The 16,321-nt window shown below is 61.3% G+C and carries 13 protein-coding genes and 3 pseudogenes; 7 read left to right on the forward strand and 9 right to left on the reverse strand.

Features of this window, described 5'->3' with window-relative positions; genetic code table 11:
* Nucleotides 1-121: 121 nt before the first annotated feature.
* From J7E83_RS21255 to J7E83_RS16780, 3 genes are all read right to left on the reverse strand, one after another.
* Nucleotides 122-982 (reverse strand): carbohydrate ABC transporter permease, encoded by an 861-nt coding sequence (locus J7E83_RS21255; RefSeq protein ID WP_214964534.1) that lies wholly within the window; start codon nt 980-982, stop codon nt 122-124.
* Nucleotides 979-1,821: a carbohydrate ABC transporter permease gene (locus J7E83_RS16775; protein ID WP_214964536.1), complete on the reverse strand. Its 843-nt coding sequence runs from the start codon at nt 1,819-1,821 to the stop codon at nt 979-981. Before J7E83_RS16775 ends, J7E83_RS21255 begins: the two co-directional genes overlap by 4 nt.
* A gap of 147 nt (nt 1,822-1,968) precedes the next feature.
* On the reverse strand, nt 1,969-3,225 hold the full coding sequence (locus J7E83_RS16780) for an ABC transporter substrate-binding protein (protein WP_251043985.1): 1,257 nt from the start codon (nt 3,223-3,225) through the stop codon (nt 1,969-1,971).
* A gap of 390 nt (nt 3,226-3,615) precedes the next feature.
* Between J7E83_RS16780 and J7E83_RS16785 the strand changes: the two are divergent.
* From J7E83_RS16785 to J7E83_RS16795, 3 pseudogenes are all read left to right on the forward strand, one after another.
* Nucleotides 3,616-3,834 (forward strand): annotated as a pseudogene (locus J7E83_RS16785) (class II fructose-bisphosphate aldolase); the annotation flags it as partial.
* Between the two features lie 294 nt (nt 3,835-4,128).
* Nucleotides 4,129-4,695, forward strand: a pseudogene (locus J7E83_RS21625) (alcohol dehydrogenase catalytic domain-containing protein); the annotation flags it as partial.
* Nucleotides 4,668-5,009 (forward strand): annotated as a pseudogene (locus J7E83_RS16795) (zinc-binding dehydrogenase); the annotation flags it as partial. The pseudogenes J7E83_RS21625 and J7E83_RS16795, both read left to right, overlap by 28 nt.
* A gap of 80 nt (nt 5,010-5,089) precedes the next feature.
* On the opposite strand, the gene J7E83_RS16800 reads toward J7E83_RS16795, so the two are convergent.
* The 3 genes from J7E83_RS16800 to J7E83_RS16810 all read right to left on the reverse strand — a co-directional run bounded on the left by J7E83_RS16800 (nt 5,090) and on the right by J7E83_RS16810 (nt 7,651).
* Complete coding sequence (locus J7E83_RS16800) at nt 5,090-5,449, reverse strand: cyclophilin-like fold protein (protein ID WP_214964540.1); 360 nt, start codon at nt 5,447-5,449, stop codon at nt 5,090-5,092.
* 105 nt (nt 5,450-5,554) lie between these two features.
* Nucleotides 5,555-6,517, reverse strand: a complete 963-nt coding sequence (locus J7E83_RS16805) for an aldo/keto reductase (protein ID WP_214964542.1) — start codon at nt 6,515-6,517, stop codon at nt 5,555-5,557.
* A 207-nt stretch (nt 6,518-6,724) separates the two neighbouring features.
* Nucleotides 6,725-7,651, reverse strand: a complete 927-nt coding sequence (locus J7E83_RS16810) for an aldo/keto reductase (protein ID WP_214964543.1) — start codon at nt 7,649-7,651, stop codon at nt 6,725-6,727.
* 84 nt (nt 7,652-7,735) lie between these two features.
* Here J7E83_RS16810 and J7E83_RS16815 point away from each other — a divergent pair, with 84 nt between their 5' ends.
* On the forward strand, nt 7,736-8,326 hold the full coding sequence (locus J7E83_RS16815; RefSeq protein WP_214964544.1) for a TetR family transcriptional regulator: 591 nt from the start codon (nt 7,736-7,738) through the stop codon (nt 8,324-8,326).
* Nucleotides 8,327-8,438: 112 nt separating this feature from the next.
* Here J7E83_RS16815 and J7E83_RS16820 read toward each other — a convergent pair whose 3' ends face one another.
* The 3 genes from J7E83_RS16820 to J7E83_RS16830 form a co-directional block, all read right to left on the reverse strand.
* On the reverse strand, nt 8,439-8,606 hold the full coding sequence (locus tag J7E83_RS16820) for a hypothetical protein (RefSeq protein ID WP_214964585.1): 168 nt from the start codon (nt 8,604-8,606) through the stop codon (nt 8,439-8,441).
* A 270-nt stretch (nt 8,607-8,876) separates the two neighbouring features.
* The gene (locus J7E83_RS16825; protein WP_214964546.1) at nt 8,877-9,698 is read right to left on the reverse strand and encodes an RNA polymerase sigma factor; all 822 of its coding nucleotides are present in this window, start codon (nt 9,696-9,698) and stop codon (nt 8,877-8,879) included.
* Nucleotides 9,699-11,877: 2,179 nt separating this feature from the next.
* Entirely contained in the window at nt 11,878-12,867 is a 990-nt protein-coding gene (locus J7E83_RS16830; RefSeq protein ID WP_214964548.1) for a sugar-binding transcriptional regulator, read from the reverse strand.
* Between the two features lie 303 nt (nt 12,868-13,170).
* Here J7E83_RS16830 and J7E83_RS16835 point away from each other — a divergent pair, with 303 nt between their 5' ends.
* From J7E83_RS16835 to J7E83_RS16845, 3 genes are all read left to right on the forward strand, one after another.
* Nucleotides 13,171-14,133 (forward strand): sugar phosphate isomerase/epimerase, encoded by a 963-nt coding sequence (locus tag J7E83_RS16835; protein WP_214964550.1) that lies wholly within the window; start codon nt 13,171-13,173, stop codon nt 14,131-14,133.
* Nucleotides 14,134-15,102 carry a PfkB family carbohydrate kinase gene (locus J7E83_RS16840; RefSeq protein WP_214964552.1) on the forward strand — a complete coding sequence of 323 codons (969 nt, stop codon included), beginning with the start codon at nt 14,134-14,136 and terminating at the stop codon, nt 15,100-15,102.
* 159 nt (nt 15,103-15,261) lie between these two features.
* Nucleotides 15,262-16,317, forward strand: a complete 1,056-nt coding sequence (locus J7E83_RS16845) for a substrate-binding domain-containing protein (RefSeq protein WP_214964554.1) — start codon at nt 15,262-15,264, stop codon at nt 16,315-16,317.
* Nucleotides 16,318-16,321 lie beyond the last annotated feature (4 nt).

Raw genomic sequence — 16,321 nt, forward strand, 5'->3', positions numbered from 1 at the left:
GTTTAGGGATTGCAGTTCCGGTGAGTTGGTCGCGAAAGGGCACGCCACATGACCGCTTGGAAGCGGTCATGTGGCGTGCTTTCTGAGTTGTTGGGAGAGTGCGGCAGAACTGTTGCTGTAGTTATCCCTTGACGCCACCGGACGTCATGCCGGCAACAAACCAGCGCTGGAAGGCCAGGAAGATTGAGAGAACGGGGATGAAAGCAACGACGATGAATGCAGCGAAGAGTCCCCAGAAGCTACCGAAGCCAGTGGTTATATACCGCACGATGCCGTTCTGGACGGTCTTCATGTCTTCTGTGGTGGCGAGGACGGTGCCTACAAGGAAGTCGTTCCAAACGAATACGAAGATGAAGATAGCTACAGCAGCGATGCCGGGACGGATGAGCGGGAGGATGATTCGCCACAAGATCTGTATCCGGGAGCAGCCATCGATTGCGGCCGCTTCTTCAATTTCGACGGGTATGTTCTCGATGAAGTTGCGAAGAAACAGAATGGTCTGTCCACAAATGATGGCTGTGTAGACGACGATCAGCATCGGATAGGTGTTGATTAAGGCTGTTTTAACGAACATGGAGTACAGGGCGATGAAGACCACGATCGCGGGAACCATCGATAGCACCAGGATTCCGGTCATGAGAGTTTCCATGCGGCGGCTTCGGTACCTGGTGGCGACATATGCTGCCGGAATGGAAATCGCCAACGCGAGGGCGATAGAACCGCCAGCGTAGATGAGGGAGTTAACAAAAAACCGGATGTTCGGTGAAGTCAGCAGACCCGCATAGCCCTCGAATGAGATCGGGTCCGGAATCCATCTTGGCGGGAACTCAAGGGTGTCCGATGCGGTTTTCAGCGAGGTGGATACGATCCATGCGACAGGCGGTAGAACGATCGCGGCTGAGAGGGTGACGTATGCCCAGGCCGGAACCGCCCGAAGGGCCGCGCCGACGCGGCCTTGACGACGTGAAGTTGTGGTGCTCACAGGCTTTCCTTCCGTCGGAAGCGAATCGCGACAAGAGTGAGGACAATGTTTACGGCAAAAAGGAGGATAGCCGTTGCTGATGCCCCGGAGAGATCGAACTTGTCGAACATCTGGTTGTATACCCGCATTGACAGCGTCTCGGTCGATCCGATGGGACCACCTCGTGTGGTCACCAGGATGATGGTGACCATCTGTACATAGAGCATGAGTAGAACGACCACCACGGAGACGATGGTGTTGCGCAGGTGAGGCAACGTGATGTTGACAAATGCGTGCCGAATGCCCCCGCCGTCCACTTTGAGGCTTTCGTACAATTCCCCTGGAATGGTTTGTAGGGCGCCGAGAAAGAGAAGCATGGCTTGCGGGTAGGACCACCACGCCGTCATCAGAGTCACGGCAACGAGCGCACTGTTCGGGGACGAGAAGACATCAGTAGGACCGAACCCAAGGGATTTGGTGATAGCTGAGGCCGGCCCGTAATTGGGGTTCAGAAACCAAAGCCAGATTGTTCCTGCTGTGGCCTGGGACATGAGCCACGGCAACAGGAAGAGACTGCGGACTGAGCGCTTGAATCGATGCAGGTTGTTCAGCACAAGTGCAGACAAGAGCCCCGCGGGCAATGCAATGACCAGCGCCCCGAGCGAAAATACAAGGGTTGTCCAGATGCGGGCTGGCAGATCGGAGTCCGAGAACAGCTTGGTAAAAGAGTTCAGACCGGAGAATTTTCCGATCTGGTAATACGAAGTCTCGTGAAGCGCCGTCCATGCCGTGTAGATGAGCGGTCCAACAAAGACAAAGAGGAACACGGCAGTGACGGGGACGACGTACAACCAGACCATGCGGTCCTTACGAGCCCGGCGGGAAGCCTGGATGCCTGTGGGTGGAGTGGCCGTCTGAGATGAAGTGCGGGTCCGGCTGTTTGTTGACATTATCTCTCCCTTCCGTGGGGAGCCTGATTTCTCAGGCTCCCCACGGACGTTGGGGGGCTATTTCTTGTTGGCCGCATCCTGGGCGGAACGGATAAATTCGCTGCCCGAAGTTCCGTTCAGGGTCAGTTTCTGTCCGGCCTGGGAGAGCCCGGTGGCCAGCGAGGTCCAGTTATTGGAGTATGTGCGGGGTTTGCTGTTGCTCTTGACGTAGGCGGCGATGTCGTTCACCGTTTTCGCTTCGGGCGTGGAGAAGAATGGCTGCTTATAAGTGGCAGCGCGTGTGGGGACCTCACCGCCGGTGGCCATCTTTGCGCCGGCTTCGGGACCGGTCATGTACTCGATGAACTTCCAGGCCGCCTCTGTGTGCTTGCTTCCGGAGCCTATTCCCAGAGTCCACCCGATGGTGGTGCCTGTAGTGTCGCCAGTAGATGCCTTTGGCAGGGAGGTCCACTTGAGGTCCGGGTTCTGCGAGGCGAAGGAAACGGCTCGTTCCGTGCCGAGGACCGCCATCGCGACAGTGCCGCTGGCCATGCCGTCTGCTACGGTGCCGTACGTATCGGAGACGACATTGCTACCCAGAGCCTTCGCGCCCCGGAGTGCGCTCAGGAAGTTGCCAAACTCCTCGCCCTTCTTTGTCGCAAAATCTGCCTGTCCGTCCCCAGTCCATATTTCCTGATCAACCTGCGTCATGAAGCAGTTGAAGAAAGTGCTGATGATGGCTGAATTGTCAGTGTCCGAGAACCCGGTTCCGAACCCGGTGAACCCAGCGGCGGCAGCTTTTCGTGCAACGTCGACGACTTCCTCGTAGGTGGTTGGAGTGGCCGCACCGATCTGAGAAAGAATCTTCTGGTTGTAGTACAGCGCGCAGGTGCGGTATTCATAGGGCACCGCGACCTGCTTGCCGTCAGGTCCAGCGAGAGTGTCGGTGGGGCGAAGCCAGTCAGTGACCTTGGACGCAGCATCAGGCAGCGGCGAGTAGACGCCGGCGCCGGCCATTTGGGGGACGAGCGGGGTGAACATCTTAAATACATCCGGCGCCTGACCGGCCGCTGCTGACTGCGGCAGCCTGTTCAGCATATCGCCCAGAGAAACCACCGAGAGATTGATCTTAATGTCAGGGTTTGCCGCCTCGAAATTGGCAATGTTTTCCTTCAGGGCTTTTGAGCGCGGATTCGCCTGGCTGGGATCGAGGAAGTCCCAGTAATTGAGCGTCACCGGCCCCCCGGATTCCGGAGTTGAGGGGGAGCAGCCGCTGAGGGCAAGGCTGGCTACGACTGCTGTGACGAGTGCCAAGCCCCATCGCTTCTTGATCATGAATCTCTCCTGTGTGGTGGGTTGCTGATGCGGGAGCATGCCGTACTCAAAACGACGCCTGCTGAATGTGGGGCTACCGAAGGTCCGGGAATGAGCCAGTTAATCATCGAGTCTCTCCTTTGAGATCGGTTGCATTGACGAGCAGTGAGATCGGTTGCTGAGATCGGTTGCAATAAACATAGGACTGCAGGAAGACTCTGTCAAGGATTCTTTTAGTGCGGATCTTGGGGGTCCGGAGTTCTCGATCGTCATCGAATATTTCTGGGTTGTGTTCTGCGATCGGGCTCGGCATCCGTTTCTTGCTTCCTTAGTGCATGGCTGTACCACCTTGGAGCTGTCTTTAAGCACGCGCGGCTTGTTGACGATCATGGCCCCTACAGAAAGCACCAGGTAGGCAGCGAAGAGGACGGTGTGGAGAACGAGATCAACGAGCAGCTCTACCACACAGTTGAAGACGCACTGGCCACCGTTGAGGCACTCGGCGCGGGTGAGCACGGCCGCTACATCGCGGCCCTGACCTTCGGCAACGTCCACGGCGTGTACAAGCCCGGTGGCGTGAAGCTCCGCCCGAAAATCCACAAGGACGTCCAGGCCCAGGTGGGTGCGAAATCAATCCCGTGCGACCCAAGCCGGGCGACATGGAAGAAGTTTTACAGGCTCCGACGACGGCAGGAGATGGCATACTAACGTAGCCGAATGGCCTCGTCTGAAATGGCCAAAGTAGAAGACGCCTGCTTGTGGCAGGCGATGATGTTACGGGTCGCCCATTCCACGAAAAGGAGCAGAACCATGCCTGAGACGATGCGCGCAATCCGGCTCACGGGCCCCGTCGACATCGACGGCCTCATCGCCAGTGACGTCCCGATCCCAGAAGTGCGCCCGCGATGGGTGCGTGTTCACGTGATGGCGTTTGGGGTCAACGAGTCCGAGGTGACGAGCCGCAAGGGTGAATCCGGTCCCGACTTCTCCTTGCCCCGGATCTTGGGCATCGAAGCCGTCGGTGTCGTGGACGCCATCGGCGTCGGCGTCCACCTCGCTCGCGGGCAGAAAGTCGCCACCCTGATGGGTGGTCTCGGCCGAACCATCGACGGCAGCTACGCCGAGTACACCGTCGTCGACGCAGCGAACGTGATCCCGTTCGACACGGACCTGGGATGGGATGTCATCGGCGCGTTTCCAGAGATGCTGCAAACCGCGCACGGGGCGATCACCACCGGGCTGCGGCTGGCGGCCGGACAGCGCATCCTCATCCACGGTGGCACCTCCACCGTAGGGCTCACCGCGATCGCGATCGCCCACCAGCTGGGTGCAACGGTCATCGCGACCACCCGCGCTCCGGCTAGCATCGATTTGTTGAAGCGCGTCGGCGCCGACTACGCCCTGATCGACGACGAGGGACTTTCGGAAACGGTGGCCGAGATTGCTCCGACGGGAGTCGTGGGGTTCTCGAGTTCGTTAGCGCCCGCTCTCTGCCTGCAATGCTTGCCCTCGTCCGCACGGGTGGGACAGTGTGTTTTATCGGCTCTCTCGCCGACGAGTGGACTATTGCGCAGTTCTCCCCGTTCGAGATTCCCAACGGTGTCCACCTCACCAGCTACGCAGGCCGCGCCTCGGACCTCCCCGCAGACGCACTCGCCCGCTACCTCGCGGCGATCGAAGCCGGGACCCTGGAGATCGTCATCGCGGGCGTGTATTCGGGACTCGACGACGTGGCAAGTGCCCATCGGGCCTTCGAGGGCGAACGGCGACCTGGGAAGAATGTCGTCGTTCTCGCCGCCACCTGAGTAGGTGAACCCCGATCCCGCACTCTTCCATCAAATGGGGGAAGGGTACGGGATCGCTTTCGTCCCGGAGCAGGTTCTGGTCAGGCCTTCTCGATGGTCATGGTGAAGGGATCACCGGCGGCCGCGATCAGGTCCAGGCCAGTGGTGATGGTGCCCAAGTGAACGATGCCCGGCTCCGGGATCGAGAGATCCCCGGTGTCGGCGTAGAAGAAGACGATGTCCTGGCTCGGGGCCCAGTAGGCGATCTGGCCGACGGTGTACGCCTCGACGGTGTCGGCGACGTTCGCGAGGGCCTCGGGCAAGGGGCCCATCTTCTCGCGCTCGAAGAGGTCTCCCATAGTAAGTGTGAGCGGGAGGACGCTGGAGAGTTCTCGGCCAGCGGGCGAGTCGATGATCTCGCCCGTCGCTTCGCCGTTGGGAAGGGTGATGCGGATGTTCACGGTGGTACTCCATTGTCGGGTGTTCGTTGATGTCGGCGAAATTATCGTCAGCTGAGGATTCGCGGCGATGGAGCGTGCCTGTCGTTTCTGCGCCTCGTCAGCTGGTTACTGCCATTCGGCGGTCATGCCGACGGGGAACCGGGAGCCGAAGCCACCGGTGGGGAGGATTTCCTTTACACGGTCGAGATCTGCCGGAGTGAGGGGGAGGTCGGCGGCGCCGATGTTCTCCTGGACGCGCGTGGCGCTGCGGGTGCCGGGGATCGGGACGATGTGCTCGCCCTGCGCGAGCAGCCAGGCGAGGGCGAGCTGCGCGACGGTCGCGCCCTTGGAGGCGGCCAGGTCGCTGAGCTGGCGGGTGGCGTCGAGGTTCTTCTCGAAGTTGCCGGGCTGCCAGCGGGCTGCGGTGTGGCGCATGTCGCTCTCGTCGTACTCGGCTCCCGGCTTCGCGGTGCCGGTGAGGAAACCGCGCCCGAGCGGCGAGTAGGGGACGAAGCCGATGCCGAGCTCGTCAAGGACCGGGAACAGGGCCTCGACTTCGCGATCGAAGAGGGAGTACTCGGTCTGCAGGACCGAGACCGGCTGCACCGCGTGCGCGCGGCGCATCGTGTCGGAGCCGGCTTCGCTCAGGCCGAAGTACTTCACCTTGCCGGCGTCGATGAACTCCTTCACGGTCCCGGCGACCTCCTCGATGGGGACGTTGGGGTCGGGGCGGTGCTGGTAGAGGACGTCGATGTGATCCATGCCGAGGTAGCGGAGGCTGTTCTCGACGACTTCGCGGATGTGCTCGGGGCGGCTGTCGAGGCCGAATTCGGGTGTGAATCCGAACTTGGTGGCGATGACCACGTCGTCGCGGAAGCTCTTGACGGCGCGGCCGACGATCTTCTCGTTCTCGCCCCAGCCATACATCTCGGCGGTGTCGAAGAACGTTACGCCTAGCTCGTACGCCTTCTGGATCGCAGCGATGCCCTCGTGCTCCTCGCCGGGTCCGTAGAACGAGGAGATCCCCATGGAGCCGTAGCCGAGGGCGGAGGTCGTGAGGCCTTGCTGGCCGAGTGTGCGTGTCTTCATGGTGTGTCTTTCTTCTCTGTAGTGATGCGTAGCGCGACCAGGTCATTTGGGGCGCCGTGTGGCAGTCTAAGTCTGGAACGTCAGAGTCTGACAGAATATTCCTGGTGCTTGGGCCCGGCAGATAGTGAGAGGCTTGTTGGGAAAAGCCGTGCCAGGCGGGGTGTTCGTGGCGCGGGGTTCTGCTGTCGTGACCCACGAGGTTCAGCGTTAGACGTGGGCTCCGCGGGGTGCGATCCCCTCGATCTGGGCGAGGTCGCCGGGTGTCAGGGTGAGCTCGGCGGCCGCCGAGTTTTCGGTCACGCGCTCCGGGTTTCGGGAGCCGGGGATGGGGACAATGTAGGGCTTGCGGGCGAGCAGCCAGGCGAGGGACAGTTGCGACAAGGTCACTCCCCGCTTGTCCGCGAGAACCTGCAGCTCGTCGGCGATCGCGAGGTTCGCTTTGAAGTTGCCGGGTGCCCACCAGGGGTTGTTGCGGCGGAAGTCACCGGCCGGGTAGCCCTCGAGGGGTTTCACGGCACCGGTGAGAAACCCTCTAGCCAGTGGGCGGTAGGCGATTAGGCCGATCCCGAGATCCTCAAGCACGGCAAATTGCCTCTCGGACTGGCGGTCGAAGATCGAGTAAGAGGCCTGCACGACGCTGATCGGGTGGACGGCGTGGGCCTTCCGGATGTTCTCGGCACTGGTGTTGGACAGGCCCAGGTACTTGACCTTCCCGGCGTCCACGAACTCCGCCATCAGTCCCACGATGTCCTCGATGGGAACTGCTGGGTCGTGGATGTGCTGGTAGAGCACGTCGATGGTATCGACGCCGAGGCGTCGGAGGCTGTTGTCCACGACGTCCCGCACATGGTCCAGGCGCGAGTTCGGGGTGAATGCGGGCGTGAATCCGAATTTCGTCGCGATCGTCACATCGTCGCGGATCGGGGCGAGGGCTTCGCCGAGCACCCGCTCACTCTTGCCCCAGCCGTAGAGCTCGGCGGTATCGAAATGTGTGACGCCGGCTTCGTGAGCGCGGCGTATCGCAGAGATCGACGCTGCGTCGTAGTCCGCGTCGTTCCCGAGGGCAGTATCCATCGCGCCATAGCCGATGGCGGAGGTGGCCAGCCCTTGCTGGCCGAGGGGGCGTATCTTCATGTGAAATCCTTTCGCGAGGCAGGTAAGTCATACTATGCCATAAGTGTCAGAGTCTGACACGTTTGTCAGATGTAGAATGTCTCCATGAGCCATCAAGACGCCCCACGTGGAGGACTCCGCGCCGTCATTCGCGACGTGGTCAGGCAACGGCTTTCCGATGTGGCGGTCGACCTTTTCGCCGAGCGTGGTTTCGAGGGGGTGACCGTCGAGCAGGTCGCAGCAGCTGCCGGTGTGTCCGCGAGGAGTGTGCACCGGTACTTCCCCGCGAAAGAGGACATGGTCGTTGGTACCCTCGCCGATTACGGGGAGCGTGTGGCCGAAGCGTTCGCAGCCCGAACGACTGACGAGCGCGCCATCGAGTCGCTGTATGCCGCGTACGCCACGATGCTCGGCACCCGCGAGCAGACGGACCGTGACAAGATCGCGATCCGGCTGCTCTCGAGCACACCCTCACTCCGCGCGCGCAACTTCGAGAAGCACCTGCAGTGGGCCGAAATCCTGACCCCCGTTGTCGCTCAGCGGCTCGACGGTGACCACGCTCTCCTACGAGCGAAGGTCATCGTCCAGGCCAGCCTCTGCGCCTTTGACGTCGCCCTGGCAACCTGGGCCGAGACCGACGAGATGCAGGGCCTGCAGGAGATCCTCAGCACCACCTTTGGGGCGCTCGAGCCCTAATCCGCAGCCCTGCGACTCCCGGCAGGGGCGTGACGCTTCGACGCCATGGCGACACGACTCGATCCCCTCCGGTGCACTGACATAGCCGAGGGACGCTAGTAAATGAGGCTCCTCACCATCCGCACTGAAACCGGAACCCAAGCCCGCCAGGGCCAACCAAGCTCACTCCCTGTTCCTTGGCCTGCGGGAGCAGCTGCTCCGCAAGCTCCTTCTGATCGATGATTTCTCCCGTCACAGGATCGATCATCACCCCTGTCATCTCGGCCGTGGATTCTGACACGGCCGTCTCCTTCGGATCAGGCCAGACCCCACACACCGTTATGCAGAGAGTTCCACCGGACGCGTCATCCGCCGGTGTGGGTGGCGGATGGGTTACACCACGCTGAGCAAGGAGGCGCCAATAGGCGGTGCCGGTGGTCCGTGACAGGCCCTGGGGTGGCGGCCGGAATCCGGGTTCTTGGCTGCCAGACTGTCACGGACACCCATTGACCGCGGCGGGGGCCGATCATGACGCCCAAGCCCTGCCCGGTTCGCGGTCCCATGGTGGCTGTTACAAGGCGCCCATGGCGGCGTAGGTCTCGCGGAGCCGGGCCAGGGCGCGGGTGCAGTGGGGGCATTTGTCCAGGTGTTCGTAGAGTTTGGTCCGTTCCCGGTGCGATGCCGTTTGCAGTACCTCCCGTGCCAGGAGTTTGCCGAGCGGGACACAGTCATCCTGCGCTGGTTCGTCCAGGCTGAGGGTCAGGTACGCTTCCCGGAGCCCGCGCCGTGCCCGGCCGGCCAGCGCTGATACGGCGTTCGGCCTCATCCCGAGGATGGGTGCTGCCTCCGCGGGTTTGAGTCCCTGGACATCGAGGAGTTCCAGGCCGTGCCGCCACCGGGAGGGCAGGGCGGTGAACGCGCGGGCTGCCAGTTCGTGCTCGCCGGACTCTTCCACGAAGGTGTACCCGGCCCCCCGGTCCGGGAGGTCCCCGACCTGGCGTACTTTGTTGGTGGTGTTCCAGTGACCAACGGCGCTGGTACGAATCACCCGGTACAAGTACGGGCGGAACGGCCCTACCGGGCCCTTCCCGGCACGGATCGCCGCAAGGATCTTCAGGAAGGACCGCGAGACCAGGTCATCGGCATCAGCGTGGTGCCGCACCAGCGAATACGCGAACGCCAGACCACCATCCCGGTGCTCTTCAAAGAGCTCCGCGAAACCCTCGGGAACCTCACCACGGGGCCGATCTCCGTGTCCGGCTGGGACGGCAGTACCCGCGGCTCCGCGCCGCACACGTTCGGGCGGGGATGCTGTGGAGGTTTGCGCCCCGCAGGCGAGCATGGGAGTGGCCGCAAATCCGGTGGCTTCAGGTTCAGCGTGGATGCTTTCCATCGGGTCGATGTCCCGGTTTAGTTGTAATGCTGCCGGATGAGCCCAAAGGGCACTGCCGGGTGTGCCCGGACGATGTAGCGGCCAGCGCCGGTTCGGGTGATCATGATCCCGGTCTCGTGGCGGGTGGCCGCGGCTTTACAGTCTCAACTGCGTCCTTCAGGGCATGGTCTACCTGTGAGGCGTTGTCAATGCTGACGTCAACCATTCCCGGTGAGGGATATGTTTGTGTCGGGTCACCGTAACTGCCATTCGGTAGTCGCCGGGCGTCGTCACCAACCTCGGCGTCACGCACGGCGTCACGCATCTCGGAGTTTGGCCGTCGTTCTGGCCTCAGCCAGCTCTTTCCTGGTTTGCCTTTGCCCGGTCGCCATTCTGGGATGTCGTTGCCGTAGCGGACTAGTCGCCATGCGGAGTGCGATAGGACAACGTGGCAGATTCTTGCTCGATCAGGTACTGATGACCTCCAGCCCCGTGCGGGCGCCCGAGTCGACGAATGGGGCAGCGAAATGGGCAAAAGAAGGGTGTGCACAATGTGCACACCTTGGGCTTCGGATCGGGTCGTATATCGGTCGGACTGGGCCGGATTGGGGATGTTTGCGGGAGTTCCCAGCGTTGGCGGGGGCCGGAGTCCGGTTCGAGTCCCACCTCGGGCATGTGTTTTCCCTGTTCAGGGGCTTGTGGGCCTCTGAGTGTGCACAAATGTTCACGTATGGGCCCCTTCGGGGGCCTTTTTGGTCGCAGATACCTCCTTCCTGAAGTGCGGCGGGCGGCTTCGGGCCTAGTTGCTCTTCATGGTTTTCGCAGGCCTCCACGACATAAACGTTGTGGATTTGGAGCGGCATGTCCAGTGGTACCGGTTACGTGGCTGGTTCTTCATATACATTCATTGCCTGTGTGTTGGATGACTACATGACGGGAATGGTGAGACGCCGACGTGGCCTCAGCGGAGGGGCGGTGCCGTGTCCGTGTGCCGGCGCGAGCACGAGCGCGCGACCCCGAAGCTCCGCCGCAAGCCGATAAGAACCCTCTTGTCGTTCTTTCCGCGCCATTGTGACGGGGTCTGGCTGATCAGTCGCACGCGCCTCGACATTACATCAGTGCTGGGACGTCCACCCTCGCCCGAAACGTTGCGGACCGAACTTACCTGAGACTGACCACGGGAAGCACCGCAAGTTGCGCGTGCGAGGCGGCGGCCGGCGCCGCCGAAGACACCACACACGATGGACCGTATGGAAACCGTGAGAACAGATTGGTGAAGGGCGTTTAAACCTGCTTATGTTGGCATCAACTGATGGACCGCCAGATTCCTGGCAGCGTCATTTGAGAGTCTGCTGGCTCGGTCTGAGATCACTGAAAGGAGGAATCGATGCATGAAAGTTCCCGAAGCCGACCAAATCGATCGTCCCGTCCAACCGGGCCCGGGTTCCTGCTGTCGCCGAGGTTGTCCAGGAACACACAGACCTGCTGATTAGGCTGCCTAGCTGGAACCACCAGGACTTACCAACTGATGCTGGACCTCCATATCCGGCACGTCATCGGCCACATTCCGGTGGACAAGCTCGACTACCGGCACCCTAACCACTGGGCCAAAACCACTGGGCGAAGTCGATGATAGCCAAGGGCAAGTCCCCGAAGACGATCCACAACGTTCACCGTTTCTTCTCCGCAGCGATGAACACTGCAGAAATGCTGCAGTAGGTCCCCCGAAATCCCTGCCGCCGGCCGCGTTGGCGACGAGCTTCTGTTTAAGACGCCGAATGGGGAGCGGATCATTCACAAGCTTTATTGGCATCATTATTGGGTTCCGGCGGTGAAGGCTGCCCAATCTCATGGATTGAAAAATCTCCCCGCTTCCACTACTACCTCGGCGGGCGATCCGGCCTGTTTGTCTCAAGGCCCGCCAGTATCTGACGAAGCGCGTGTGATCCTCAAGCGCCTCCGATTCCACCGCCGGCCGGGATCGAGGGTCCGTCAGCAACTGCGCGCTGAAGCGGGCGAACCACGTGGGTGTGCCCAGCGACTCGAGGTGCTCAGTGCGGGGCTCACCGCCAGTGTTTGAGTTGTTCGCGAGCAGTTCGTCCGGTTTTGTCATCCCGTCGGCTACCCACGTGGATACACCACGCCGGGTGGACGACTTCACCCTTTGCCTCCCGAAGGGGCGCCCGTGCCGTCCCAGCATTTAGAGTTGCGGCGGTTCCAGGAGCTGTCTTGCCACGTCGGCGTCCGTTATGAGGACATTGATCCATCCTCCGGCGACGGCGCCGCGGATGGCGCCTAGTTTGCGCATGCCCCCGGCGACGCCGATGCGGCGGGGTACCCGCAGCATCGCTTCGGCCTCGATAGAGATCATTCGCTCTTCAATGGCGGGCTTCATAGGCTGGCCATCAATGTCGAAAAAGCGTAAACATATCTCGCCGACGGCGCCGGCTCGGGAAAGTTCCCTTTCTTCCGCTCTGCTGAGGGCGTTTCCGCTCGCCTGCCATAGTGGAGACGCCGGAAAAGTTCCAATGCCGACCAGCAAAGTGGTCAGGCGGTCCCAAGCTTCAATGGACGTCTTCACGGCCGGATCGCCGAGGAACGCCTCGCGGATCTGCCGGTTCGCCACGAGCCCGGGGCATCCCATGTAGTAAGGTTTGGCCGATGTCAGTTCGGCGAGGTGCGAGACAAGGCGCGTGGCCTGTATCTGTGCCTGCGGACTGCCTACGCCACCGATGAGTTGGATCACTTCATTGGCGATTTTTCTCGGCCGTGAGCGCATCGCTTCCACGGTATGCAGGAGCGTCGTGCTCCATGAGGAGATTCCCACGTAATCGTCGGCGTCGATTGTGGTTTCGAGGTAGGTCGCCGCGGATGAGCCCAATCGCATTCCCAGTGAGGCGCCGTCCATGACATCGACCACCACAACTTCGCGGAGTTGATATTTTTCCTCGAGCGCCTTCTCCAGTCCGACGTAGATGCCTGCGGGCTGAACTATCGATGTGCGGACGATTCCGAGCTCAACAGCGTTCTTGAGATAGCGCGAAACCCTTGCCTGCGAGAGATTCAGTCGCTGGGAGATTTCGCCCTGCGACATACCTTCCTCGTGGTATAGCACGGCGATCTTGGTGAACAGGCGAAGCTGCTCCGTGCTGGCTGAAAGGAGGGACGACTGTGTTGTGACCTGCGTCATGTTTCGTCACTTTCGGACTGGCTATGAATATTCATTCACGTACGAATATAGCCTCATTTGGCTTTCCATGTCACGGCTCCGGCAACTCGGGGCCTTCGTGCCGCAAGGCGGCGCTGGACGGCAAATGAGGAGGCTCCTGAATCGATATTCAGTAGTGAAAGATTCCGGATCTTGCTGCCATGACACGGCCGAATGCCTCGTAGACTTCCAACATCAGCCCAACTTCAGAGCCGAAGTTCCGTCAGGAATTTCGATCGCCGTCCATGCGGGCCAAGCGGCCTGCTCGATCGAAAGCGAACACAAGTGACCGACATCAAATACTCCACCCGACTCAATTCCTTTGCACTGGGCAAGGGCAAGAAATACCCCAGCGGCGAAGATTCCGTGATCGACCTGATCGCCCTGGCCGGAAGCGTGAAAGGGCTGACATCGCTCGAACTGAACTACCCGGAGCACTTCGGCCAGCACGCTGTAGAGGACATAAAGGCCGCTTTGGACACCGCCGGCCTGGACGTCCGCGGCATCCAGCTTCGCTGGCCGGCGCCCCGGTTCGCCAACGGAGGTTTTACTAACCCCGATCCAGCGCTCCGGGAAGCGGCCGTCGGAATGGTGAAGGAAGCCATCAGCCTGTGCCGGGAATTCGGCTCGGACCACGTACTTCTGTGGCCCGCCCATGACGGGTATGAATACCCGCTTCAAATGGACTACATGAAGTCCTGGAACTGGATGGTCGAAAGCCTGCAGGCCGTCGCCGACGTCGACCAGGACATCCGCATTTCGATCGAGTACAAGCCTGCCGAGCCACGTGGACGCACTATCCTCAACACCACCGGCGCCGTGATGAACCTCATCAAAGACTGTGACCGCCCGAACCTCGGGGTGACCCTGGACTTCGGTCACCTGCTTATGGCCCGGGAGAATCCGGCCCAGTCCGCCGCCATGTGCCTGCGCGAGCAGAAACTGTACGGGCTGCAGCTCAACGATTCGCACGGTGTGGCTGACGACGGCCTCGTGGTAGCGTCGATCCACTTTGCGGAAACACTGGAACTCGTGTACTACCTCCTCCGCGAGGGATACGAGGGAACGTTCTATTTCGACACTGACCCGGTACGCGAAAACCCCGTCTCCGAATGCGAAATGAACATCGAGAGGATGGGAACCATCATCGACAAGGCCCGCGAACTGGTCCGGGACCATCCGGACCTGCCCAACGGCGATGCACTGAACTCATCATCAGTTCTCTGGTCGAAAGTCGTGGGTGTCTAGATGCGCTCAACCAGTATCTGCGTGGTCGGCTCGCTCAACGCGGACCTTATCGCGTACGTGGGTGCAGAGGGGAGCGCGGCGAGCTACGCAACCGGGTCCAACTTCGAAATGGCAGCCGGCGGCAAGAGCCTCAATGCCGCCATGAGCATCGCCTCGTTGGACCCGACAGTCACGCTCGTCGGACGCGTCGGGTCGGATGATCTCGGCAACTTCATCGCCGGGACACTCCGGGCACGGGGCATCACCACAGACGGAATAATTCGCGATGATCGGACCTACACCGGTGTGGGGCATGTACGAGTCAACCCGGAGGGCGAGTACGACACCGTCGTCGTCCCGGGAGCCAACGGCAATTTCTCGGCAGCCGATGTCGACGCCTACCTCAACGGCCATGAACCGCCCGCCTTTGTGGTTCTAAACCTCGAGGTCCCGCTTCCCGCCGTCCGCCGGGCCGCGACCCGGTTCCGTGAACTTGGCTCAACCGTGGTGCTGAACCTCTCTCCGGTTCATTCAGAGGCCAGGACTCTCCTCCGGCTCGCCGACGTCGTGGTCATGAATCGCAGCGAGGCGTGTCACGTACTGGACGTCCCGCCAGACACCGACGAACATCTGCTACTTACGGCTCTGCGCGAGGCCGGCGCCAAGACCCCCGTGCTGACACTAGGCGACGGCGGGGCGGTGGCCCTGGACGGGAACCACCTGGTAGAGGAAAAGGTCGAACCGATCCACGTCGTGAACTCCATCGGGGCGGGGGATAGCTTCCTGGCCACCATGGTGCTGGCGATGGCCAACGACCACCCGTTCGCAGTAAGCCTTCGGGCTGCCAACCAGGCCGGCCGGCTCGTCTGCAGCCGCTCCGAATCTTTCCTGACTTCCGATGACATCCGGCAGATCGAAAACGTCATTGGCGTTCCCCTCTCCAAGGGCTCCATTACAGCCAGTCAAGCGTCGGAGAGCATCCGTCGCTGAGGACACTGTCGACACTCAACTTCAACCGCACTCCACAGGATGACGAAACCTGGGCGCCGTTCCTCTCATTGAGACTGTCGCCCACAAAGTCGCCCACAAACAAAAAGCCTGAATCCCGCACGCGCGGGGCCTTCCAAAGACGAAAGGAATACAAAGATCATGAACAAAATTCCCAAGGCAGCGACCCAAATTGCCGCCGCCGCAGCCGTGGCGCTCCTGGCAGCCTGCAGTGCCACCCCTGAGGGTTCTTCAGGGCAGTCAGGCCAGGCTGCGGGTCCGGTCAGTCTGGTCGACGCGGCAACGAAGACACCCATCAAGGAGCTCACGGCCAGTCTTGGGGCGCCCGCAGGGTCAGCAGACACCAAGCTTTGCTACATCACTCGGACTCTGTCCAATGAGTTCTGGGGCTTCGAGAGGGACGGGTTTGAAGCTGAGGCAAAAAAGCTCGGCGTCAAGTACCAGACGTTCGACGTGACGGATGAGTCTTCGATCACGGAGCAGTTGGACAAGGCGAAAAGCGCGGCGAACCAGGGCTGCAGCGCCTTGCTCGCCTCACCAATCTCCGCAACGGGCCTCGACACCGTCTTCAACGATGCCTTGGCCAAAAATACTCCGGTCATCATTCTCAACGACGCGAAGGGCACCGTCCCCGGAACTGTCTACGTTGGCCCCGATGCCAAGACGATTGGACAGACCGCAGCGGACTATATCGCCGCAAAGCTGCCGGAAGGCGGCAAAGTGGCCATGATTGAAGGCGACCCCGGGTCCTCGAACGCCCTTAACCGCGGAGAGGGATTCAAAGCCGGTGTTGCAAAGCATTCCAACATGCAGCTGGTTGCATCCCAGACCGCCAAATGGGATCAGACCAAAGCACAGGAAATCGCCTCTGCCATGCTGACAGCGAACCCCGACATTAAGGCGTTCTATTCCCAGAACGACGGTATGGCTCTGGGTGTCTCGGCCGCCATCGCCGCGAAGAACCTCACGGGCAAGGTCCTGCTGGTCGGCACCGACGGCATTCCCCAAGCCAAGAAAGAAATCCAGGCCGGCACCATGACCGCCACAGTGAGCGAGCAGCCAACCACTGAAGGGGCCAGCGGTGTGGACGCTGCACTCTGGCTTCTGGCCGGGAAAAAAGTCCCGGGATGGGTCGACGTTCCTGCCTTCATCATCGACTCCGCCAATGTCGGGCAGTACCCGACCGGCATGCCGTAGGGGG

Source organism: Arthrobacter sp. ISL-48, from assembly GCF_018613805.1.
Lineage (GTDB): Bacteria > Actinomycetota > Actinomycetes > Actinomycetales > Micrococcaceae > Arthrobacter.

Coding starts and splice junctions, on each gene's coding strand:
- J7E83_RS16775 (WP_214964536.1), bottom strand. CDS start 1,821: ATGGTCTGGTTGTACGTCGTCCCCGTCACTGCCGTGTTCCTCTTTGTC.
- J7E83_RS16780 (WP_251043985.1), bottom strand. CDS start 3,225: ATGATCAAGAAGCGATGGGGCTTGGCACTCGTCACAGCAGTCGTAGCC.
- J7E83_RS16805 (WP_214964542.1), bottom strand. CDS start 6,517: ATGAAGACACGCACACTCGGCCAGCAAGGCCTCACGACCTCCGCCCTC.
- J7E83_RS16810 (WP_214964543.1), bottom strand. CDS start 7,651: ATGAAGATACGCCCCCTCGGCCAGCAAGGGCTGGCCACCTCCGCCATC.
- J7E83_RS16815 (WP_214964544.1), top strand. CDS start 7,736: ATGAGCCATCAAGACGCCCCACGTGGAGGACTCCGCGCCGTCATTCGC.
- J7E83_RS16825 (WP_214964546.1), bottom strand. CDS start 9,698: ATGGAAAGCATCCACGCTGAACCTGAAGCCACCGGATTTGCGGCCACT.
- J7E83_RS16830 (WP_214964548.1), bottom strand. CDS start 12,867: ATGACGCAGGTCACAACACAGTCGTCCCTCCTTTCAGCCAGCACGGAG.
- J7E83_RS16840 (WP_214964552.1), top strand. CDS start 14,134: ATGCGCTCAACCAGTATCTGCGTGGTCGGCTCGCTCAACGCGGACCTT.
- J7E83_RS16845 (WP_214964554.1), top strand. CDS start 15,262: ATGAACAAAATTCCCAAGGCAGCGACCCAAATTGCCGCCGCCGCAGCC.